This is a genomic window from Bartonella sp. TT121SHDZB, from assembly GCF_042193415.1.
In the GTDB taxonomy this organism is placed as follows: domain Bacteria; phylum Pseudomonadota; class Alphaproteobacteria; order Rhizobiales; family Rhizobiaceae; genus Bartonella.
On record NZ_JBHILR010000003.1, the window covers coordinates 147,395 to 166,155 of the forward strand.

Genomic DNA, 18,761 nt, shown 5'->3' on the forward strand with positions numbered 1-18,761 from the left:
TCATCATGCATGATCAATCTGTATTCATCACTGGTATAGGACTCATAAGCTCTCTGGGAGAAGGAACTGATCAACATTGGAATCTCTTAAATGATCCAGCCCGTCAACCAAACCTAGATTATACAACTTTTTCGCCCTACACAGTTCATAAATTGCCCGAAGTTAATTGGAGTTTACAAATTCCTAAAAAAAGTGATCAACGGCAAATGGGAACATGGCAACGTCTTGGTACTTATGCGGCTGGTCTTGCTCTTGATGACGCCGGTATGAAAAATAATGAGCAATTCACTTCAACAATGGATATGATCGTAGCAGCAAGTGGAGGAGAGCGTGATATTACTGTTGATACACAAATCCTTTCTAAAGCACGCGCAGTCGTCGATCATGCCTCTATGTTAAATGTTGCTCTTGCAACCGAACTTCGTCCAACATTATTTTTGGCACAACTTTCAAACCTTCTGGCAGGAAACATTTCAATTGTTCATAAAGTCACTGGATCATCTCGCACATTTATGGGAGAAGAAGGTAGTGGACTTTCTGCACTTCAAGTTGCTGTAGCCCGTATTAAATCGGGACAAAGTACCCATGCTCTTGTAGGAAGTTCCTATAATGCACAAAGTTATGATATGTTGTTAGCACATGAGCTTGGTGGTCTTTTAACTCATAATGGGTGGAGCCCAGTGTGGGGTCGTAAAGTTTACCCTGGCGGCGGTATTATAACCGGTTCTGGTGGTATTTTCTTCGTTCTTGAAAGTGGAGAACATGCGAAAAAACGTAACGCACGTGCTTATGCTGAAATTAGTCAAATTGTTACAGACCAAATAGATAGAACCAAAACTTCACTTAGAGAATCAATTGCAACAATGTTAAAAACTGTGTGCACTAAATCTGCCTTAGCCATTTCAGCAGCCTCTGGTGCTCATGAAGCAACAAAAGCAGAACAAAATGCTCTTGATGATGCTAATCTATCTTATCGCGGTATTACAACGTTATTTGGCTATATGCGGGAAGCACAATTTCCTCTAGCACTTGCTCTTGCAGCACTTGCAATTGAAAAAAAACACTGTTTTCCAGCGTTAAGTCCTCATGAAAAACCTTTTCTTAAAGAAGTACATGAAATATTTGTGACAACTATTGGTATAAAAAGAGCTGAAGGTATCGTACGTCTTACAGCTGTTTGAAGGGGAATTTCTATAGTGAAATATTATGATCATTTTGGACGTCCACTTGTAGCAATAACGGGGGCAGGTATTGTCACATCACTAGGACAAGGGAAACATGAGAATTGGCAAAAATTAACAAACGGTGTAAGCGGTATCCACAAAATAACACGTTTTCCCGTTGAGGGATTAAATACATATATTGCTGGAACAATTGATTTCCTCAAAGAAAGTACGCTTGGTGCTTCAGCTCTCTCTGAAAAGCTTGCGCATCTTTCTGCTGAAGAAGCTTTAAAACAAGCTGCTATTGATAAAACAAATTTTAATGGACCACTCTTTCTAGCTGCTCCTCCTGTTGAACTTGAATGGAAAGCACGTTTTAGTCTTGATCAAGAGGAAGAATTCAATAATGAGCCTTCTTATGCACATCTTCTTAAAGTCTGTAAGCATAAACTCCATGAAACGCTTTTTGAAACCACACAATTTGGTGCAATTGCAGAAAAACTTCAAAAAACATTCGGTACAAAAGGACTTCCTGTTACACTTTCCACTGCCTGTGCATCTGGTGCAACAGCAATTCAATTAGGTGTTGAGTCTATTCGACGGGGAGAGACAAATCGTGCTCTCATAATTGCGACAGATGGGTCAGTTTCAGCAGAATCTCTTATTCGTTTTTCGCTACTATCTGCTCTTTCAACTCAGAATGAGCCTCCAGAAAAAGCAGCAAAACCCTTTAGCCGTGATCGAGATGGTTTTGTTATGGCAGAAGGCTCAGGCGCTCTTGTTCTTGAATCTCTTCAAAGCGCATTAAACCGTAACGCTACAGTTTTAGGAATTTTAGCTGGCTGTGGAGAAACAGCCGATGATTTTCACCGTACACGTTCAAAACCTGATGCATCACCAGCAATTGAATCCGTTCGTAAAGCCTTAGACGATGCACAAATAACCATCAATGAAATTGACTATATTAATGCACATGGAACCTCAACACCTGAAAATGAGAAAATGGAATATCTTGCGTTATCAACAGTCTTCGGTGATCAGTTAGAGCATATTCCAGTCTCTTCTAATAAATCAATGATTGGGCATACATTAACTGCTGCTGGTGCAATAGAAGCCGTTTTTTCGCTTTTAACCATTCAATCGGGGATACTTCCACCGACAATAAATTACGATAATCCTGACCCTGCTATCCCTTTAGATGTTGTTCCTCATCATAGCCGTAAAGCCTGTGTTAATGCGGTTTTGTCAAACTCTTTTGGATTTGGTGGTCAAAATACGAGTCTTGTTATCACAGCATATAAAGGATAATCCTTTAATAATAAAATTTTATAACGCTAACCAATAATATATTTAAGGGGGATAATAATGCGTGCACTGCAACTCTTCGATGAACGTCGGCTTGAAATCACCAATATTCCCTCGCCATCTCCACCGAGCCTAGGTGAAGTAACGGTACGGATAAAAGCTGTTGCCCTTAATCACATTGATGTATGGGGATGGCGTGGCATGGCCTTTGCGAAAAGAAAAATGCCACTCATCATTGGTGCTGAAGCCTCTGGTGAGGTTATACAAATAGGAGATGGCGTTGAACATCTCCAACTTGGACAAATTGTCTCAATTTATGGTGCACAAACCTGCGGAATATGCCAAGCTTGTCATGAAGGACGGGATAATCTTTGCAGTAATGTAAAGGGAGTCTACGGTTTTCACCTTGATGGATTTGCGTGTGAGCTTGTCAATTTGCCAGCACGTTTATTAGTTCCAGCCCCTCTCCAATGTGATGAATTGCAAGCAGCTGTTGCTCCAATTACTTTTGGTACCGTAGAACATATGCTTTTCGATAACGCAAAACTACAAGCAGGAGAAACAATCCTGATACAGGCTGGTGGTTCAGGTATTGGCTCTGCAGCCATTCAACTTGCAAAACACATGGGATGTACAGTTATCACCACTGTAGGTTCAGATGAAAAAATTGCAAAAGCACACGCTCTTGGAGCAGATCATGTGATTAATTATCGTAAAGATCGTTTTGAAGGTGTGGTGCGTAAATTAACCCAAAAAAAAGGTGTTGACGTTGTTTTTGAACATGTTGGTGTCGATACATGGAACGGTTCTCTGTTATGTATGAAAAAAGGAGCACGCTTAGTGACTTGCGGTTCTACCTCTGGTGTTTCAGCACCAATAAATCTCATGCAATTATTCCAGCAACAGCTTAAGATATTCGGTTCATTTGGCTGCCGTATGGAAAATATGAAAAATGCCATGCAAAAAATGGCACAAAAAGCCGTGCACCCTGTCATTGATACAATTGTTAGGCTGGATGAAATTGATACAGCTTTAAAACGAATGGAGAGTCGTGATGTTTTTGGTAAAATTATCCTTAAAATCGATTAAATCATGATGAAGCTTTCTCTTAAAAATCTCATATATCGTATTAAAATTATAGCTAAAAAAATATCCTACTTGTTATGGGCATATCTGCTCTTTGGTTCTTTATTTATTCTAAAATGTTTTCCAGCCAAAATGGGAATTTCTTTTTTTGCTTGGTTAGCAAAAAAAATTGGTCCCCTTGTACATCGTCATCAAATCACACTTGCAAACCTTAGGAGTGCATATCCAGAAAAAACAGAGCAAGAACTCCATGTGATTGCAATAGAAATGTGGGAAAATATAGGACGTTTCCTAGCCGAATATATTTTTCTTGATAAAATTTTTGATTTTGATCCTCATGCAGACGAGCCAGGTTTCATTGAGGTTAAAGGCATTGAAATATTTGAGCGATTAAAAAATGAAAAAAAACCACATATTTTTTTCACCGCACATACTGGAAATTTTGAACTTCTGCCTATTTGCGCACAAAGTTTTGATCTTAATGTTACAGTATTATTTAGACCACCCAATAATCCCTATGTTGCCAAACGAATCCTTAAAGCACGACAAACTTCTATGGGACATCTTGTTCCCTCCAAGGCCGGTGCAGCATGGGCATTAGCAGCCAAATTAGAAGAAGGTGAAAATGTTGGTATGCTCGTTGATCAAAAATTTCGCCGCGGTGTCATGGGGACTTTTTTTAACAGACCTCTTAAAACAAACCCCTTAATTATAAAACTTGCTCGACAATATAACTGTGATATTTATCCAGCACGTTGTATTCGTTTGCCTAGTGGACGTCATCGTTTAGAGTTATATGAACATGTAGAACTTCCACGTGATGAAAAAAATGATATCGATATAGCTGCTTCTACGCAAAAATTAAATGATATTGTTGAATCTTGGGTCCGTGAATATCCTGGACAATGGATGTGGTTACATAGACGTTGGGACATCTAACATAAGCTCTATTGCTTACAAAGGAAGTGCAAAATGTTAGCCTCAAAAGATATCAAAGATCTCACTGCAATTATCACTGCATTACGAAACTCTGATAATGGTTGTATCTGGCATAAAAAACAAACTTTTGAATCCCTCATACCCTATATGCTCGAAGAAGTTTACGAAGTCATCGATGCCATTGAACGAAAAAATCGAAAGGATCTCTGTGAAGAACTTGGGGATCTTCTTTTACAAGTTGTCTATCATGCTACCATAGCACAAGAAGAAGGCAGCTTTACTTTTGAAGATGTTGTTTATGCAATCACGGAAAAAATGATTCGACGCCATCCTCATGTTTTTGGAAATGCTGAGCAAAAAAAACGAGGATTTATAAAAGAAGAGTGGGAATATATAAAAAAAAGAGAACAGGTTGAACAAAAAAGAATGTGTGAAGAAAAAAACAACAATTCCTCCACAAGCATACTCGCAAAAGTAAAACCAATCCAGCCAGCAAACCAAGAAGCGCTTGCTTTACAAGAAGCAGCGGCAAAAGTGGGGTTTGATTGGCAAGAGAGTGATAAAGTTTTTGCAAAAATAGAAGAAGAACTCGAAGAGCTCAAAGAAGCCATCAAAAATAAGAAAATTTCAGAAATAGAAGCAGAGTTTGGAGACCTCTACTTTATTCTCCTCAATTTGGCACGCCACTTAGCGATTGATTCACAAAAAGCATTAAAAAAAACAAATACAAAATTCCGAAATCGTTTTGCCTATATTGAAGAAAAGCTATCCACTCAATCTAAAACACTCATTGATGCATCTTTGAAGGAAATGGAAGCACTTTGGAAGCAAGCTAAAAATGAACAATCAAAATATTAAGTTTCTTGTACCAAGAAAACAAATCTCCTAAAATTACTCAATTACAAGTTCACTATAAGCTTAATTTGTTTTGCATTGATCTTGTCTAGCAGGGCGAAGTTCTACCGATTCCCCACACCCACATGCTGAAACTTGATTAGGATTTTTAAAGACAAAACCAGAACGAAGCGTTGTCTCTTCATAATCCATCTGTGTTCCTAATAAAAACAATACCGCATCATGTGCTACAAAAACACGGGCACCATTCACTTCAACAACGTCCGCATCTATCCCCTTTTCTTTGACAAGAGTAATTGTATACTCCATCCCTGCACAACCACCTTTTTTGATACCAACAAGAATACCCTGTGCATCTTTTGCATCCATAATCGCTTTAACACGATCCACTGCTGCTTGCGTCAAATTTATTACCGAAAAACGGCTCATCCTTTACTCTTTTCTTAGTTCAATAGACACTTTGAAAGTTTTTCCTCTATAATATTTTATCTGATCTTTTAGAAAAAAAACAAAACATAAATTAAAGCATTGTGACCTTGTTTGTTTGGATAAAAATACATACCCGTAAAATGAGACTTGTGATTATACAATCCAAAACTTACAATTTTTTATCCACATAAAATGCAAAATACCTCATCTATAAAAACTCTAAAAAAACGAAAACTTTTCAAAACCATACATTCACTTCTCTTCCTTTGAAAGTCTTTATCTTTTTAGATAAAGTAACGATTAGGTAAGGAAAAAATATACCTCCCACATTCATTTTCTCCCCTCCTTTTCCAATGCATACCCCTAAAGTCACTAATCTTATCCCCTTATAATCTGCAAAAGTAATTAAATGCATACATCTATTAACTATAGAACTAAAAATTTAATGATCACAAAGAATTTTATAGATTCGTTACTTATCTTGAATTAACAACAAAATATTGATGTCCAAATTTTTTTCAAAAGCTCTAAGTGCAAGAGCATTTTAGATTTTATTCTGTTTATTTTTTCTCTTGCCTTTAAAGAAACAGTCATTTAATCGTTTTACACGAACTCGGAGCGTAGCGCAGCTTGGTAGCGCACTTGACTGGGGGTCAAGGGGTCGTGGGTTCAAATCCCGCCGCTCCGACCATTTTTAAAAAGCTATAAAATAAGCTTACTTAAAAAGTGAATTATTATGTATTTCAATTGCACACACATGAACTTTTTCTTCAACAAAGAATAATGTGCAATGATATTTTATCATAAATTCGAGATAAGCTGTTTTATTTAAATGCGCTTCGTTCTTAGGAAAACACATACGAAACGCGAGACCTTTTGTCTCGCGTTTTTTATTCTTCAGAAAAATTTATAATTATTCGATCTCATATTTTCTAAATTTTCTTTACACGATAATGTCGCTGTTATCATTTTTTGTAATGGATGGTGACATCTGTACAGTTATCTTTTTGGGTTTTAATTCAGCTGGCATTTCCCTTTTAAGCTGAATATGAAGAAGTCCATCTCCAAGCTCTGCCCCAATAACCTTAACATGATCAGCTAAATGAAAACGCCGTTCAAAAGCACGCGAAGCAATACCTCGATAAAGGAATTCTCGTTCTTCATCATCATTTTCAGGCTTTCTGTCTCCTTTAACGATCAACTGGTTACAATGCGTTTCAATATCAATTTCATCTTGAGAAAAACCAGCAACAGCCATAGAAATTCTATAAGAATCTTCAGTTAAACGCTCGATATTATAAGGGGGATAAGAAGAAACTTCGTCTGGTTGTGTTCTAGAATCAAACCAGTTAAAAAGATGATCAAAACCTACTGTGGAACGATAAAATGGTGAAAAATCTACTTGACGCATAATATTGCCCTCCTCTAGAGCGACTATAATTTATAATTAATTCACAAAGTTCCCAAATGGCAAACTTGCTTGTGAACCCGTGGTCCCTTCACGGCAACCACACTATATTATCTGGTAATTGTTTTTCCTCATTTCAACTCTTTTGTACCTGAATTGATAAAAACTATCTAAAAAGTACCATACCCCTTTCTTAATCCTTCTTCCTCATTACATAAATAGTCAAAGTCATCTCATTATCTCACGTTGCACTAAGTTGCAGAAATACTACTGTAAAGGATGTCAATTGGAAACACCTCTTTATCGCATAGACTGGGAATCTACTCCTCCTAATATTCATCATAGCACCTTTAAAATAGCAATAGATCGCGAAATTCGTTTTGCGATAACATATCCTGAATTAGAAAAATCTAAGGGAACAATTGTTATTCTCGAAAGCTACGCAAATATTTTAGAAAAATACTTTTTACCAATAAATGAAATTTCTAAACGTGGTTTTCATACGGCAATATTTGACTGGTTTGATCAAGAAAAGACATCCTTTAAAACAAGAAAACAAAGCCGACATTATTATTTTGATATAAATAATGATATTAATGATTTATATGAATTTCTTAAAAATATTGTTTATCCTAATTGTCCGCCACCTTACTCTATGCTAGCCTATGGCATAGGTGGATTGATAGCACTGAGCGGATTAGATCTTATTAATCATCAGTTTAATAAATTGCTCTGTGTTTCTCCCCTTTTTACTCCATTCGGCAATAAAACGAATGGTTTTCAACATAAATTAACACAATTTCTTTCTGATATAGGTCTTGGCTTCATACCAGCGAAAAATAAAAAAAAACTAAAAAATATGCAATTAAAACACGCTCAAAAAGTGCCCTTCCCTTCCATTAATCCCCCAACATCCCTATGGATGGCATCGGTATTTAATGCGATTGATTCTGTGAAAAAAAATCTACTTCACGGGCATTTACAAATCCCAACACTCTTTATTCTCGCCAATCAAAAAAATATTGCAAACAATATTGAAGTGCGGCAATTATGCCAATATACACGTCTGACAGAAAATATTACTATTACAGGCGCTGAACTTGATACAATTATGGTTAACGAAGATTACAAAAAACAATTTTGGGCTGCATTTGATGCATTTATTCCCGATAATGTATCTGTAAAATAACACTAAACCTTAATTCCGCTTGCTCCATCAAAACAAAAATTTCTACGAGCAACGTCAATCTATAAAGACTTCTTTGATACAGTAGATAGCCTCTTTTAACAACTCACATGATTCGTTTTATAGACTCTACATACAAGCCATGAGCTAAATATTCATTACATCCTATAAAAAATACCTAATATACAAAGTATATCATTATATTAAACGATATTATTTAAATAATAATATAATTTTTAAAATAAAAAAATAATTAATATAAAAATCTACTTATATAAATAAAAATATTTTGTATTATTAATATAATTTTACATAAAAAATAAATAAAATAAACGTATTTAATAAAAATTATACATCTTTATAAATAAAACATCAAAATACTGTTTTTAATTTATTATTAAGTTGTTATTTTATATTATATCTATAAAAACAACAGTTTTTATCCATTTAAATAAAATACTCTAAAAAAACGCTGTTTATAATATTTATTTTAAAATATCTATAAAATACAAATAACTATAAAAAATATATTTTGTAATAGAAATTTTTTAAAACAACAAATTAACATAATATTCTTCTAATTTTCTAATATAGGTAGTCTCTACAGTAATGATTTTCATAAGTTTTTTAATGGAGTTCTGTTAAGAATGAAAAAAATTAAAAGAAAAAATAACAATGAATTATCTTAAAATATTTTGCAAGTCCCTCCTTTTTTAAAGTACATACATTTCGAATTTAACCAACTCACAACGAATATGCTGTATTCTGAATAAGAATGTAAAAATTAACCATTTTGCCATTCATTTCAATTATGAGCATTTTACCATCTTTTTTATAAATACTCTATATTGTATAATTGATGCGGCAAAAACTCTGACAAATGGAGCTATTGGAACATAATCATGAAACGAATCCTGCTCGCAGAAGATGATAACGATATGCGTCGCTTCCTAGTCAAAGCCTTAGAACGTGCAGGCTACGAAGTCGCCGACTTCGATAATGGCATTAGCGCATATGAACGTTTACAAGAAGAGCCTTTTTCTCTTCTCCTTACTGACATTGTGATGCCAGAGATGGACGGCATCGAACTCGCACGACGCGCTACTGAAATTGACCCTGATTTACGCGTAATGTTTATTACAGGTTTTGCAGCGGTTGCACTCAATTCAAATAGTGATGCCCCTCCTGATGCAAAAGTACTCTCTAAACCATTTCACTTACGTGATCTGGTAAATGAGGTTGAAAAGATTCTTATAGCTGCTTAAAAGGATATTTTTTAAATTATTCATGTCTGATAAAAGAAAAAATGAAATTAGGCATTGACGTTTGTCATTCTATATGATGTATGCAACATCAATGAATGGGCGTGTAGCTCAGCGGGAGAGCACTACGTTGACATCGTAGGGGTCACAGGTTCAATCCCTGTCACGCCCACCATTGCATTTTATATCAACATAACTTATTGTTTCCCCAAGTGTTTTTTACAGTGGGGATGCCTTAATAAGTTAAGGGAATAGGATTTTTCAACACGTCTCTAAAAGAGGAAATTGGCTTCTTTTTAGGTAATATTGTTATTTAGGATGATATGAAATTAAAGAATTTGGTGCACCCGACAGAATTCGAATCTGTGACCTCTGCCTTCGGAGGGCAGCGCTCTATCCAGCTGAGCTACGGGTGCTTCACACTGATTATTAAAATCAGTTATGGTCTTTTAACTAATCATACTCTTAGCTTCAATGCTAAATTATCATTCCAATAAAAAATTACTTGTTTGTAATTTATTTAACGACGCACTCCTTTTACTTTTTAATGATACTTTACCTTGAAATAACTTCTCTTTATTCAATGCTCTTTTTATTATAAAAAGAGCTTTTATTACAACTTCAAAACTCTCAAAAATAAGTTATAACATAAATTATAAGTATCAGGATAATTTTTAAATGACTACATTACCAAGTCGCTTTCATTTTATTTCCGCAGAAACTGAGGAAGCTCTCAAAGCTACCCATAAATTAATTTCCGTTTATGGTCATTCTTCTCTGGAAGAAACTGATATTGTTGTTGCAATCGGTGGTGATGGGACAATGTTACAAACCGTACGAGAAGTCATGAACACAGGCAAACCTATTTATGGCATGAATCAAGGTTCTATAGGATTTCTTATGAACGAATTTCATGAAAAAAAATTGCCTAATCGTATTGCTGTCGCTCATAGAAAAGAAATCCATCCCCTGCGCATGATTGCAAAAGCTAAATGTCAAGGATCTATCGAGGCGCTTGCAATCAATGAAGTATCCCTCTTTCGGCAATCTTACCAAGCAGCAAAAATTCGTATCACCATTGATAACAACGTACGCATGGAGCAATTAAATTGTGATGGTGTTCTTGTTGCCACACCAGCAGGATCAACCGCTTATAATTTATCAGCACAAGGACCTATTTTGCCCCTTATGGCCCCCCTTATGGCCCTCACTCCCGTGAGCCCCTTTCGCCCTCGGCGTTGGCATGGAGCATTGCTTCCCAATACAGTGACAGTGCGCTTTGATATGCTTGAACCTGACAAACGCCCTGTCAACGCTGCTGCTGATAATGTTGAAGTTAAATCTGTCCATTCAGTTACTATTTCAATGGCAACAGAAGTAACAGCTTCAATCCTTTTTGACTCAAATCATTCATGGGATGAGCGCATTTTATCAGAACAATTTCGCTATTAATGATTGTATTATGCGTTTTATGTGTATATGATTGTTATAGTTGGATTTTTTATGAAAGCATCTTAACACTCTTTAAGAATGGAGAATATTAGTTATACTCATCATTTAGATAGCGAAATTAAAATCACAGAGCAATTGATAAAAAAATGATACCATCTTTAAACAGTTTTGATGATTTAGGTCTTTCCGCAAAGGTTATTAATGCCGTAAAATCAGCGGGATATACCGTTCCAACACCTATTCAAAGTGAAACAATTCCGCATGTCCTTCAAAGAAAAGATGTTCTAGGAATCGCTCAAACGGGAACAGGTAAAACTGCTTCTTTCGTATTGCCTATGCTCACTCTTCTTGAGAAAGGTCGTGCAAGAGCACGAATGCCCCGTACGCTCATCTTAGAACCAACACGGGAAATTGCAGCTCAAGTTGAAGAAAATTTCGATAAATACGGAATAAATCATCGTTTAAATGTTGCTCTTTTGATTGGTGGTGTTTCTTTTGAACTCCAAGATCGCAAACTTGAACGGGGAGCTGATGTTCTTATAGCAACACCAGGGCGCCTTCTTGATCATTTCGAGCGTGGTAAATTGCTCCTGATGGGCGTTGAGATCCTTGTTATTGATGAAGCTGATCGCATGTTGGACATGGGCTTTATTCCTGATATTGAACGCATCTGTAAGCTAACACCTTTTACGCGTCAAACTTTGTTCTTTTCTGCAACAATGGCACCAGAAATTACAAAACTAACGAAACAGTTTTTACATTCCCCGGTATCTGTTGAAGTTACAAAAGCTTCCTCAACAGCGACCACAATTACACAACGGCTTGTCAAATCTGGAAATAAATCATGGGATAAAAGAGCAGTTCTACGAGAACTTATCCAAAATGAAGGTGCTGATCTTCAAAACGCTATTATTTTCTGTAATCGCAAGAGAGATATCTCTGAACTTTTTAGATCACTCATTAAACATAACTTTAATGTAGGTGCATTGCATGGAGATATGGACCAATATTCACGCATGAGCACCCTAGCCGATTTTAAAAATAATAAACTTACACTTCTTGTTGCTTCTGATGTCGCTGCCCGTGGACTCGATATTCCAGCTGTAAGTCATGTATTTAACTATGATGTTCCTACACATGCTGAAGACTATATCCATCGAATTGGTCGTACAGGGCGTGCAAATCGCAGCGGAAAAGCTTTTACAATTGTCACAAAAGCTGATCAAAAATATATCAATGCCATTGAGGAAATGAGTAATGAAAAAATTGAATGGCTCAATGGAGATCTCTCGACTTTAATAACTGATGATCAAACAGAAGATATTGTTGTAAAGAAAAGGTCTTCAAAATCTTCAAAGAGAACTGCTCCCAAAGAGCCTGTTGCTCACATTAAAAAATCTGCAAAAGAGAATAAAATAGATTATATCAAAAGCGTGAATAATAAAGAAAAACCACCTGAACAACAGCGCCCACGAAAAAATAAAAATTACACGCCCCTTGGATTTGGTGATGATATTCCTGCATTCATGCTTATAAAAACGCGTAAATAAACCCGTAAGTTACTCTCCTTAAGAGTAAAATAAACAAATAATGCTTAAAAAAGCTGCTCTTATTTCCCAGATAATCTTTCTATTACCTTTTCTCGTCCTAAGAGCTGTAAAAGTTTTCCCATTTCAGGTCCATGATTCATGCCTGTCAGTGCCTGACGTAATGGCATAAATAAAGACTTTCCTTTCCGACCTGTTTTTCCTTTTAATGCGGTTGTCCAAATTTTCCAACTTTCCTCATTCAAAGCACCTTCAGGTAAGAAATCGAGTGATTGACGCACAAATTTATGATCCTCTAATGCTACTGTGTCAAAATTCTGTTCATCATGAATGATTTTCCACCATAAGACAGCATCATTGACTTTATCAATATTGCTTCTTATCGCGTTCCAGAAATATTCCGCCTTATCTCCTTCAATAGAAAGTTTTTTAAGGCGCATGTTAACGTTTTCATAACTTAGTTCATGAACAAGATGACTATTCAAAGTACAAAGATCAGCAAGATCAAATTTTGCAACCGATTTTGATGTATCTTGTAAATTAAAATGCTCTAAAAGTGCTGCTTGATGGGGATAGGGATGTACATTTTGTGATGTCCCAATCAAAACAGCAAGACACTGAACAGCTATAGATTCAAATCCTTCTTCTCGTAGAGAACGAATAGAAAGATCATTATTGCGTTTTGAAAATCCTTTTCCTAAAACTGTTGCCAATAAATTGGTATGACCAAAAACAGGTAATTCTGCATTGAGAGCTTTAAAAAGAGCAATCTGAACCCCTGTATTTGTAATATGATCATCCCCACGAATAATATGTGTAATGGCCATATCTGCGTCATCCACAACAGACGGCAATGTATAAAGATAGGTTCCATCTTTACGAATAAGGACAGGATCTGAAAGAGAAGCCAAATCAATCGTCTGCTTTCCCTTTACGGCATCATTCCAGCAAACTTCTGTTCTCTTTGTTTGCAAAGGATCACTTTCAAAATTAGGAAGAAGAAAACGCCAATGCGGTTTACGACCTTGTAATTCAAAGTTTTTTTTGTCTTCTTCTGTCAACTTCAATGCTGCACGGTCATAAATAGGAGGCAATTTGCGTGAAAGCTGGATTTTACGACGCCGCTCTAATTCCTCTGTTGTCTCATAACAAGGATAAAGAAGACCACGTTGTTTGAGAATTTCTGCCACTTCATCATATCGATTAAATCGCTTGGATTGGTAATAAATTGCATCTGGTTGAATACCGAGCCATTCAAGGTCAACAGCAATAGCATCGATATATTCTTGTTTAGAACGTTCAACATCTGTATCATCATAGCGCAAAACAAATTCTCCCTTATACGCTTGCGCATAAAGCCAATTGAAAAGCGCAATACGGATATTGCCAATATGAATATAACCTGTTGGAGAGGGAGCAAAACGAACTTTAACCATAAAATAATACTCAATTTTTATCGCGAAAATGATTGACTATGGGATAGCGACGATCGCGTCCGAAATTCTTGTAACTGATTTTTACACCAGGCGCAGATTGACGCCTTTTATATTCGGCACCATAAAGAAGCTGTTCAACTTTCGCAACAGTTTCTCGTGAATGTCCACGTTTAACAATATCACAAATACTCATGTCATTTTCTACAAGAGATTGTAATATATCATCTAAAATAGGATAAGGCGGAAGAGAATCTTCATCTTTTTGATTTTCCCGCAGCTCTGCAGAGGGTGCTTTTTCTATAATATTGGATGGAATGATCATTCCTTCTGGTCCTCTCAAATTGTGCAAGTGATTTTTATTGCGCCACTCCGCTAATGCATAAACCTGCATTTTATAAATATCTTTAAGAGGATTAAACCCGCCATTCATATCCCCATACAGTGTTGCATATCCCACAGCCATTTCTGACTTATTGCCTGTCGTTACCACCATTGAGCCGAATTTATTTGAAAGCGCCATTAAAAGTGTACCGCGTATACGACTTTGAAGATTTTCTTCTGTGACGTCAGAGGGTAACCCTGAAAAAACAGGGGCCATTGTCTTTAAAAAAGCCTCAACAGGTTGTGCAATCGGTATGATTTCATAACGACATCCCAAAAGATCAGCACATTCTTTGGCATCTTTTAATGATTCTTGCGAAGTATAATGATAGGGCATCATAATGGTGCGAACCCTCTCAGCACCAAGAGCATCCACCGCCATTGCCGTACACAGGGCTGAATCAATTCCTCCTGAAAGACCAAGAATAACATCCTTAAAGCCATTTTTATTAACGTAATCTTTCAACCCCAAAACACAAGCTTGATAATCAGCTGCTAATCCATTGAGAAAACTTTCATTAGGACCTGAAATACAGTGCCATCCCGTCGTTGTTTTTTGCCAATGGCTTAAAGCAATATGGCTATCAAAGTGTTTCATTTGAAATATCTTTTTGCCTTGTCCATTCAAGGCAAAAGACCCACCATCAAAAACGAGCTCATCTTGACCACCTACTTGATTAGCGTAGATAATTGGCACTCCAGATTGTAGAGCCTGCGTATGAACAACGTCTATACGTTTTAATGTTTTATTACGATAATAAGGAGATCCGTTAAGGACGAGAATAATCTCAGCCCCTTTATCTTTAAGCTCTGTACTAAGAGAGAAATCATTCCAAAGATCCTCACAAATGACTATTCCCAATTTGATTCCATGATAAATAATAGGCTCAGGACGTGGACCGGAAGAAAATAGACGCTTTTCATCAAATTCGGCATAATTAGGTAAATCAAACTTTAAGCTTTCGGCAATGACTCTCCCTTCATCAAGAAGCATGACACCATTATAAATTTTGCCATTGCGTCTTAATGGAAGACCGATGACAATTCCTGGTCCGCCTACGGTTACTTTTGCTAATTTTTCAATGGCCTCTTCACATGTTTTTGTAAAAGCAGGTTTTAGAACAAGATCTTCCGGCGGATAAGCGCTTATAAAAAGCTCCGAGAATAAAACAAGATCAGCCCCCTCTTCTTTAGCCTTTTGATGTGCCATAACAGCTAAAGAAAAATTCCCCTCAATATCACCAACAATAGGATTTAATTGGGCAATTGCTACCCGAAAATCATTTTTCATAAGCGCTTTTTATCACTTCATCAGTTTGGCAACCACAACTTTATTTTTCATCATCGGAAATATCATTTTTTAAAATTCTTTTCTGCCATAATGACCTAAAAAATATTAGGCAAATTTTTGCCTATCCCCCAGCAGCAATTGCTAACGAGTCAGTCACGCGATTTTTTTTAAGGAGTTCAGCAACAAGAAAAGCCAATTCTAACGCTTGATCTGCATTTAACCGTGGATCACATTGCGTATGATAACGATCAGACAAATCGTCCACAGAAATGGCATGCGCCCCTCCTGTACATTCAGTAACATCACGACCTGTCATCTCAATATGTATGCCTCCTGGATAAGTTCCCTCTCCATGATGCACGGCAAAAAAATTCTCGACTTCTTTTAAAACATAATCAAAGGGACGCGTCTTATAACCATTGGCAGTAATTGTATTGCCATGCATTGGATCACATGACCATATAACCGCACGCTTCTCGCGTTCAACGGCACGGATGAGTTTAGGCAAATAACTTTCAACCTTATCATAACCAAAGCGCGTAATAAGTGTAAGCCGCCCCGGCTCATTTTTAGGATTTAGAATATCAATTAATCTTAAAAGCTCATCAGGTTCAATAGAAGGACCACACTTTAATCCTATAGGGTTTTCAATGCCACGGCAATACTCAACGTGAGCATGATCAATCTGTCGTGTACGGTCACCAATCCATAACATATGGCCAGATGTTGCATACCAATTTCCTGAAGTTGAATCAATCCGCGTCAAAGCCTCTTCATAACCAAGTAAAAGCGCTTCATGACTAGTATAAAAAGATGTTTCACGTAATGAAGAATGCGTTTTGGATGTAATCCCTATAGAACGCATAAAATCAATTGCTTCAGAAATACGCTCTGCCAATAATTCATAACGTTCCCCCTGCGGACTGTTAGAAACAAAACTCAACATCCATGTGTGAACATTTTCTAAATTAGCATAGCCACCTTGTGAAAAAGCACGCAATAGATTAAGCGTTGCCGCAGATTGGCGATAAGCCATGGACATCCGTTGTGGATCCGGAATACGAGAATCGGCGCCAAATTCAATGCCATTAATAATATCCCCCCGATAAACAGGAAGCTCAATCCCTTCTTTGCTTTCAATATCAGAAGAGCGTGGCTTTGCAAATTGACCAGCAATACGACCAATTTTAACAACGGGTTTAGAACTACCAAAGGTTAAAACAATCGCCATTTGCAAAAACACACGAAAAAAATCTCGGATATTATCAGCTTCATGTTCTGCAAAGCTTTCGGCACAATCACCACCTTGCAATAAAAAAGCTTGTCCTTTAGCAACAGCTGCTAATTCATTTTTTAAATCACGAGCTTCACCGGCAAAAACTAAAGGAGGATAGCTTCTCAGTTTTCGTTCAACATTTTCTAACATAGACTTATCCGGATAAGTCGGAACTTGTTTAATTGGCCTTTTTCTCCAAGAGTCAGGCGCCCATTCTTTTATCATTACACTCTCTCTAAAGATTAAGCTTAAAGATTAGCATATCAAAAACTTTTTACCATAATATATGCTGTTTAACTTTCTATTTTCTTCCCATTTTCATATATATAACTTGGTTTATACATTGTTACCAATTCTTCTGCCATTGTTGGATGCACTGCCATCGTCTCGTCAAAGATATCCTTCGTCAGCTTACCCTTGAGAGATATCCCTATAAGCTGTGCCATCTCACCAGCATTTTCCCCTAAAATATGAGCGCCCACAACAATACGGCTTTCACCATCAACAATGAGTTTCATAAGCATTTTCTCTGAACTACCAGAAAGAACATTACGCATAGGACGAAAAACTGTACGATAAATTTCAAGACGCTTATAACGCTTTACCGCCTCTTCTTCTGAAAGACCAACCGTTCCAATCTCTGGCTGTGAAAAAACTGCTGTTGTAATTAAATCATAATCAGGTCTTGTGGGAATATTCTCAAATGCTGTCTTAACAAAACACATTGCATCATGAATCGCAACAGGTGTTAATTGAATATGACCTGTTACATCACCAACAGCCCAAATATGGGGGATATTTGTTGTCATTTTCTCATCAACAACAACTGCACCAAATTCATCCACTTGAACACCTGCCCTATCAAGTCTTAAACCCGTTGTATTTGGTACACGCCCCGTAGCCAACATAATCTGATCGGCACTGATTATTTTCCCATTGGATAAAACAACTTCATAACAATTTTCTGCAGCCTGCACTTTAGAAATTGTTATTCCGTAGAGAATAGAAATCCCTTTTTCAATCATTGCATCGCTGAGCAATTGCCGCAAATCATGATCAAAATTACGAAGGATTAAATCACTCCGATGGAGGAGTGTTGTTTTTACACCTAATTCATGAAAAATATTAGCAAATTCAACACCAATATACCCTCCACCAACAATGACTATTGATTTTGGGAGTTGATCAAGGTCAAAAATCTCATTAGAAGTAAGGCAAAATTCACCACCTTCTATGGGAGTATTTTGTGCAAATTTTGCTCCCGTTGCAATCAAAATTTTTTCTGCACTTACCCGCTCACCCGTAGCAGAAAGCTCTAATGTGTGATCATCTATAAAAGTAGCACGACTTTCATAAATATGCACATTGTTATTTTCTAATCCCTTACGATACAGCCCTTCTAACCTTGATATTTCTTTATTTTTAGCTGCAACCAACTTTTCCCAGCTAAAAATTGGATCCGCATATTCCCACCCAAAACCAACACTTTTCTTAAATTCTTTTACATATTGTGATGCATAAACATAAAGTTTTTTAGGAACGCAACCACGAATAACACAAGTGCCCCCTATACGATATTCCTCTGCTATAGCGACCCGCTTGCCAAGACCTCCAGCAAGCCGTGCTGCACGCACTCCACCAGAACCACTTCCAATAACAAATAAATCAAAATCAAAAGAGCCCACGAATTATTCCTTCTTATATAGCTGCAAGAGTAGGCTAAGGTCTTTTATTATCAAATGAAA

The 18,761-nt window shown here is 36.8% G+C and carries 15 protein-coding genes and 3 tRNA genes; 11 read left to right on the forward strand and 7 right to left on the reverse strand.

Features of this window, described 5'->3' with window-relative positions; translation table 11 throughout:
• The first annotated feature begins 5 nt into the window (after positions 1-5).
• The 5 genes from ACFIKI_RS03100 to mazG are packed head-to-tail and all read left to right on the forward strand — an operon-like array spanning position 6 to position 5,351.
• On the forward strand, positions 6-1,181 hold the full coding sequence (locus ACFIKI_RS03100; protein WP_375665628.1) for a beta-ketoacyl-ACP synthase: 1,176 nt from the start codon (positions 6-8) through the stop codon (positions 1,179-1,181).
• 15 nt (positions 1,182-1,196) lie between these two features.
• The gene (locus ACFIKI_RS03105; protein WP_375665630.1) at positions 1,197-2,471 is read left to right on the forward strand and encodes a beta-ketoacyl-ACP synthase; all 1,275 of its coding nucleotides are present in this window, start codon (positions 1,197-1,199) and stop codon (positions 2,469-2,471) included.
• Between the two features lie 57 nt (positions 2,472-2,528).
• Positions 2,529-3,557 (forward strand): zinc-binding dehydrogenase, encoded by a 1,029-nt coding sequence (locus ACFIKI_RS03110; protein WP_375665631.1) that lies wholly within the window; start codon positions 2,529-2,531, stop codon positions 3,555-3,557.
• A 6-nt stretch (positions 3,558-3,563) separates the two neighbouring features.
• On the forward strand, positions 3,564-4,493 hold the full coding sequence (locus ACFIKI_RS03115) for a lipid A biosynthesis lauroyl acyltransferase (protein WP_375645872.1): 930 nt from the start codon (positions 3,564-3,566) through the stop codon (positions 4,491-4,493).
• Between the two features lie 33 nt (positions 4,494-4,526).
• Positions 4,527-5,351, forward strand: coding sequence for a nucleoside triphosphate pyrophosphohydrolase (gene mazG / locus ACFIKI_RS03120; RefSeq protein WP_375645859.1), 825 nt, complete (start codon positions 4,527-4,529; stop codon positions 5,349-5,351).
• A 60-nt stretch (positions 5,352-5,411) separates the two neighbouring features.
• On the opposite strand, the gene ACFIKI_RS03125 is transcribed toward mazG, so the two are convergent.
• A complete protein-coding gene (locus ACFIKI_RS03125) occupies positions 5,412-5,777 on the reverse strand; it encodes an iron-sulfur cluster assembly accessory protein (RefSeq protein ID WP_375645858.1) in 366 nt (121 codons plus the stop codon).
• Between the two features lie 614 nt (positions 5,778-6,391).
• Here ACFIKI_RS03125 and ACFIKI_RS03130 point away from each other — a divergent pair.
• A tRNA-Pro gene (locus ACFIKI_RS03130) sits at positions 6,392-6,468 on the forward strand.
• 252 nt (positions 6,469-6,720) lie between these two features.
• Here ACFIKI_RS03130 and ACFIKI_RS03135 read toward each other — a convergent pair.
• Positions 6,721-7,188, reverse strand: coding sequence for an Hsp20 family protein (locus ACFIKI_RS03135; protein WP_375665632.1), 468 nt, complete (start codon positions 7,186-7,188; stop codon positions 6,721-6,723).
• Positions 7,189-7,471: 283 nt separating this feature from the next.
• On the opposite strand from ACFIKI_RS03135, the gene ACFIKI_RS03140 reads away from it, so the two are divergent.
• The 3 genes from ACFIKI_RS03140 to ACFIKI_RS03150 all read left to right on the forward strand — a co-directional run bounded on the left by ACFIKI_RS03140 (position 7,472) and on the right by ACFIKI_RS03150 (position 9,808).
• Positions 7,472-8,374, forward strand: coding sequence for a serine aminopeptidase domain-containing protein (locus ACFIKI_RS03140; protein ID WP_375665633.1), 903 nt, complete (start codon positions 7,472-7,474; stop codon positions 8,372-8,374).
• 899 nt (positions 8,375-9,273) lie between these two features.
• Complete coding sequence (gene cpdR / locus ACFIKI_RS03145; RefSeq protein WP_375622424.1) at positions 9,274-9,636, forward strand: cell cycle two-component system response regulator CpdR; 363 nt, start codon at positions 9,274-9,276, stop codon at positions 9,634-9,636.
• A gap of 97 nt (positions 9,637-9,733) precedes the next feature.
• Positions 9,734-9,808 (forward strand) — tRNA-Val (locus tag ACFIKI_RS03150).
• Between the two features lie 164 nt (positions 9,809-9,972).
• Here ACFIKI_RS03150 and ACFIKI_RS03155 read toward each other — a convergent pair.
• Positions 9,973-10,049 (reverse strand) — tRNA-Arg (locus ACFIKI_RS03155).
• A 262-nt stretch (positions 10,050-10,311) separates the two neighbouring features.
• On the opposite strand from ACFIKI_RS03155, the gene ACFIKI_RS03160 reads away from it, so the two are divergent.
• A complete protein-coding gene (locus ACFIKI_RS03160) occupies positions 10,312-11,085 on the forward strand; it encodes an NAD kinase (protein WP_375665634.1) in 774 nt (257 codons plus the stop codon).
• 146 nt (positions 11,086-11,231) lie between these two features.
• Complete coding sequence (locus ACFIKI_RS03165) at positions 11,232-12,635, forward strand: DEAD/DEAH box helicase (protein WP_375665635.1); 1,404 nt, start codon at positions 11,232-11,234, stop codon at positions 12,633-12,635.
• A 59-nt stretch (positions 12,636-12,694) separates the two neighbouring features.
• Here ACFIKI_RS03165 and gltX read toward each other — a convergent pair whose 3' ends face one another.
• From gltX to gor, 4 genes are all read right to left on the reverse strand, one after another.
• Entirely contained in the window at positions 12,695-14,068 is a 1,374-nt protein-coding gene (gltX, locus tag ACFIKI_RS03170) for a glutamate--tRNA ligase (protein ID WP_375665637.1), read from the reverse strand.
• Positions 14,069-14,078: 10 nt separating this feature from the next.
• Complete coding sequence (locus tag ACFIKI_RS03175) at positions 14,079-15,740, reverse strand: NAD+ synthase (protein ID WP_375665638.1); 1,662 nt, start codon at positions 15,738-15,740, stop codon at positions 14,079-14,081.
• 121 nt (positions 15,741-15,861) lie between these two features.
• The gene (locus tag ACFIKI_RS03180) at positions 15,862-17,241 is read right to left on the reverse strand and encodes a class II 3-deoxy-7-phosphoheptulonate synthase (protein WP_375665639.1); all 1,380 of its coding nucleotides are present in this window, start codon (positions 17,239-17,241) and stop codon (positions 15,862-15,864) included.
• Positions 17,242-17,309: 68 nt separating this feature from the next.
• Positions 17,310-18,701: a glutathione-disulfide reductase gene (gene gor, locus ACFIKI_RS03185; protein ID WP_375665640.1), complete on the reverse strand. Its 1,392-nt coding sequence runs from the start codon at positions 18,699-18,701 to the stop codon at positions 17,310-17,312.
• Positions 18,702-18,761 lie beyond the last annotated feature (60 nt).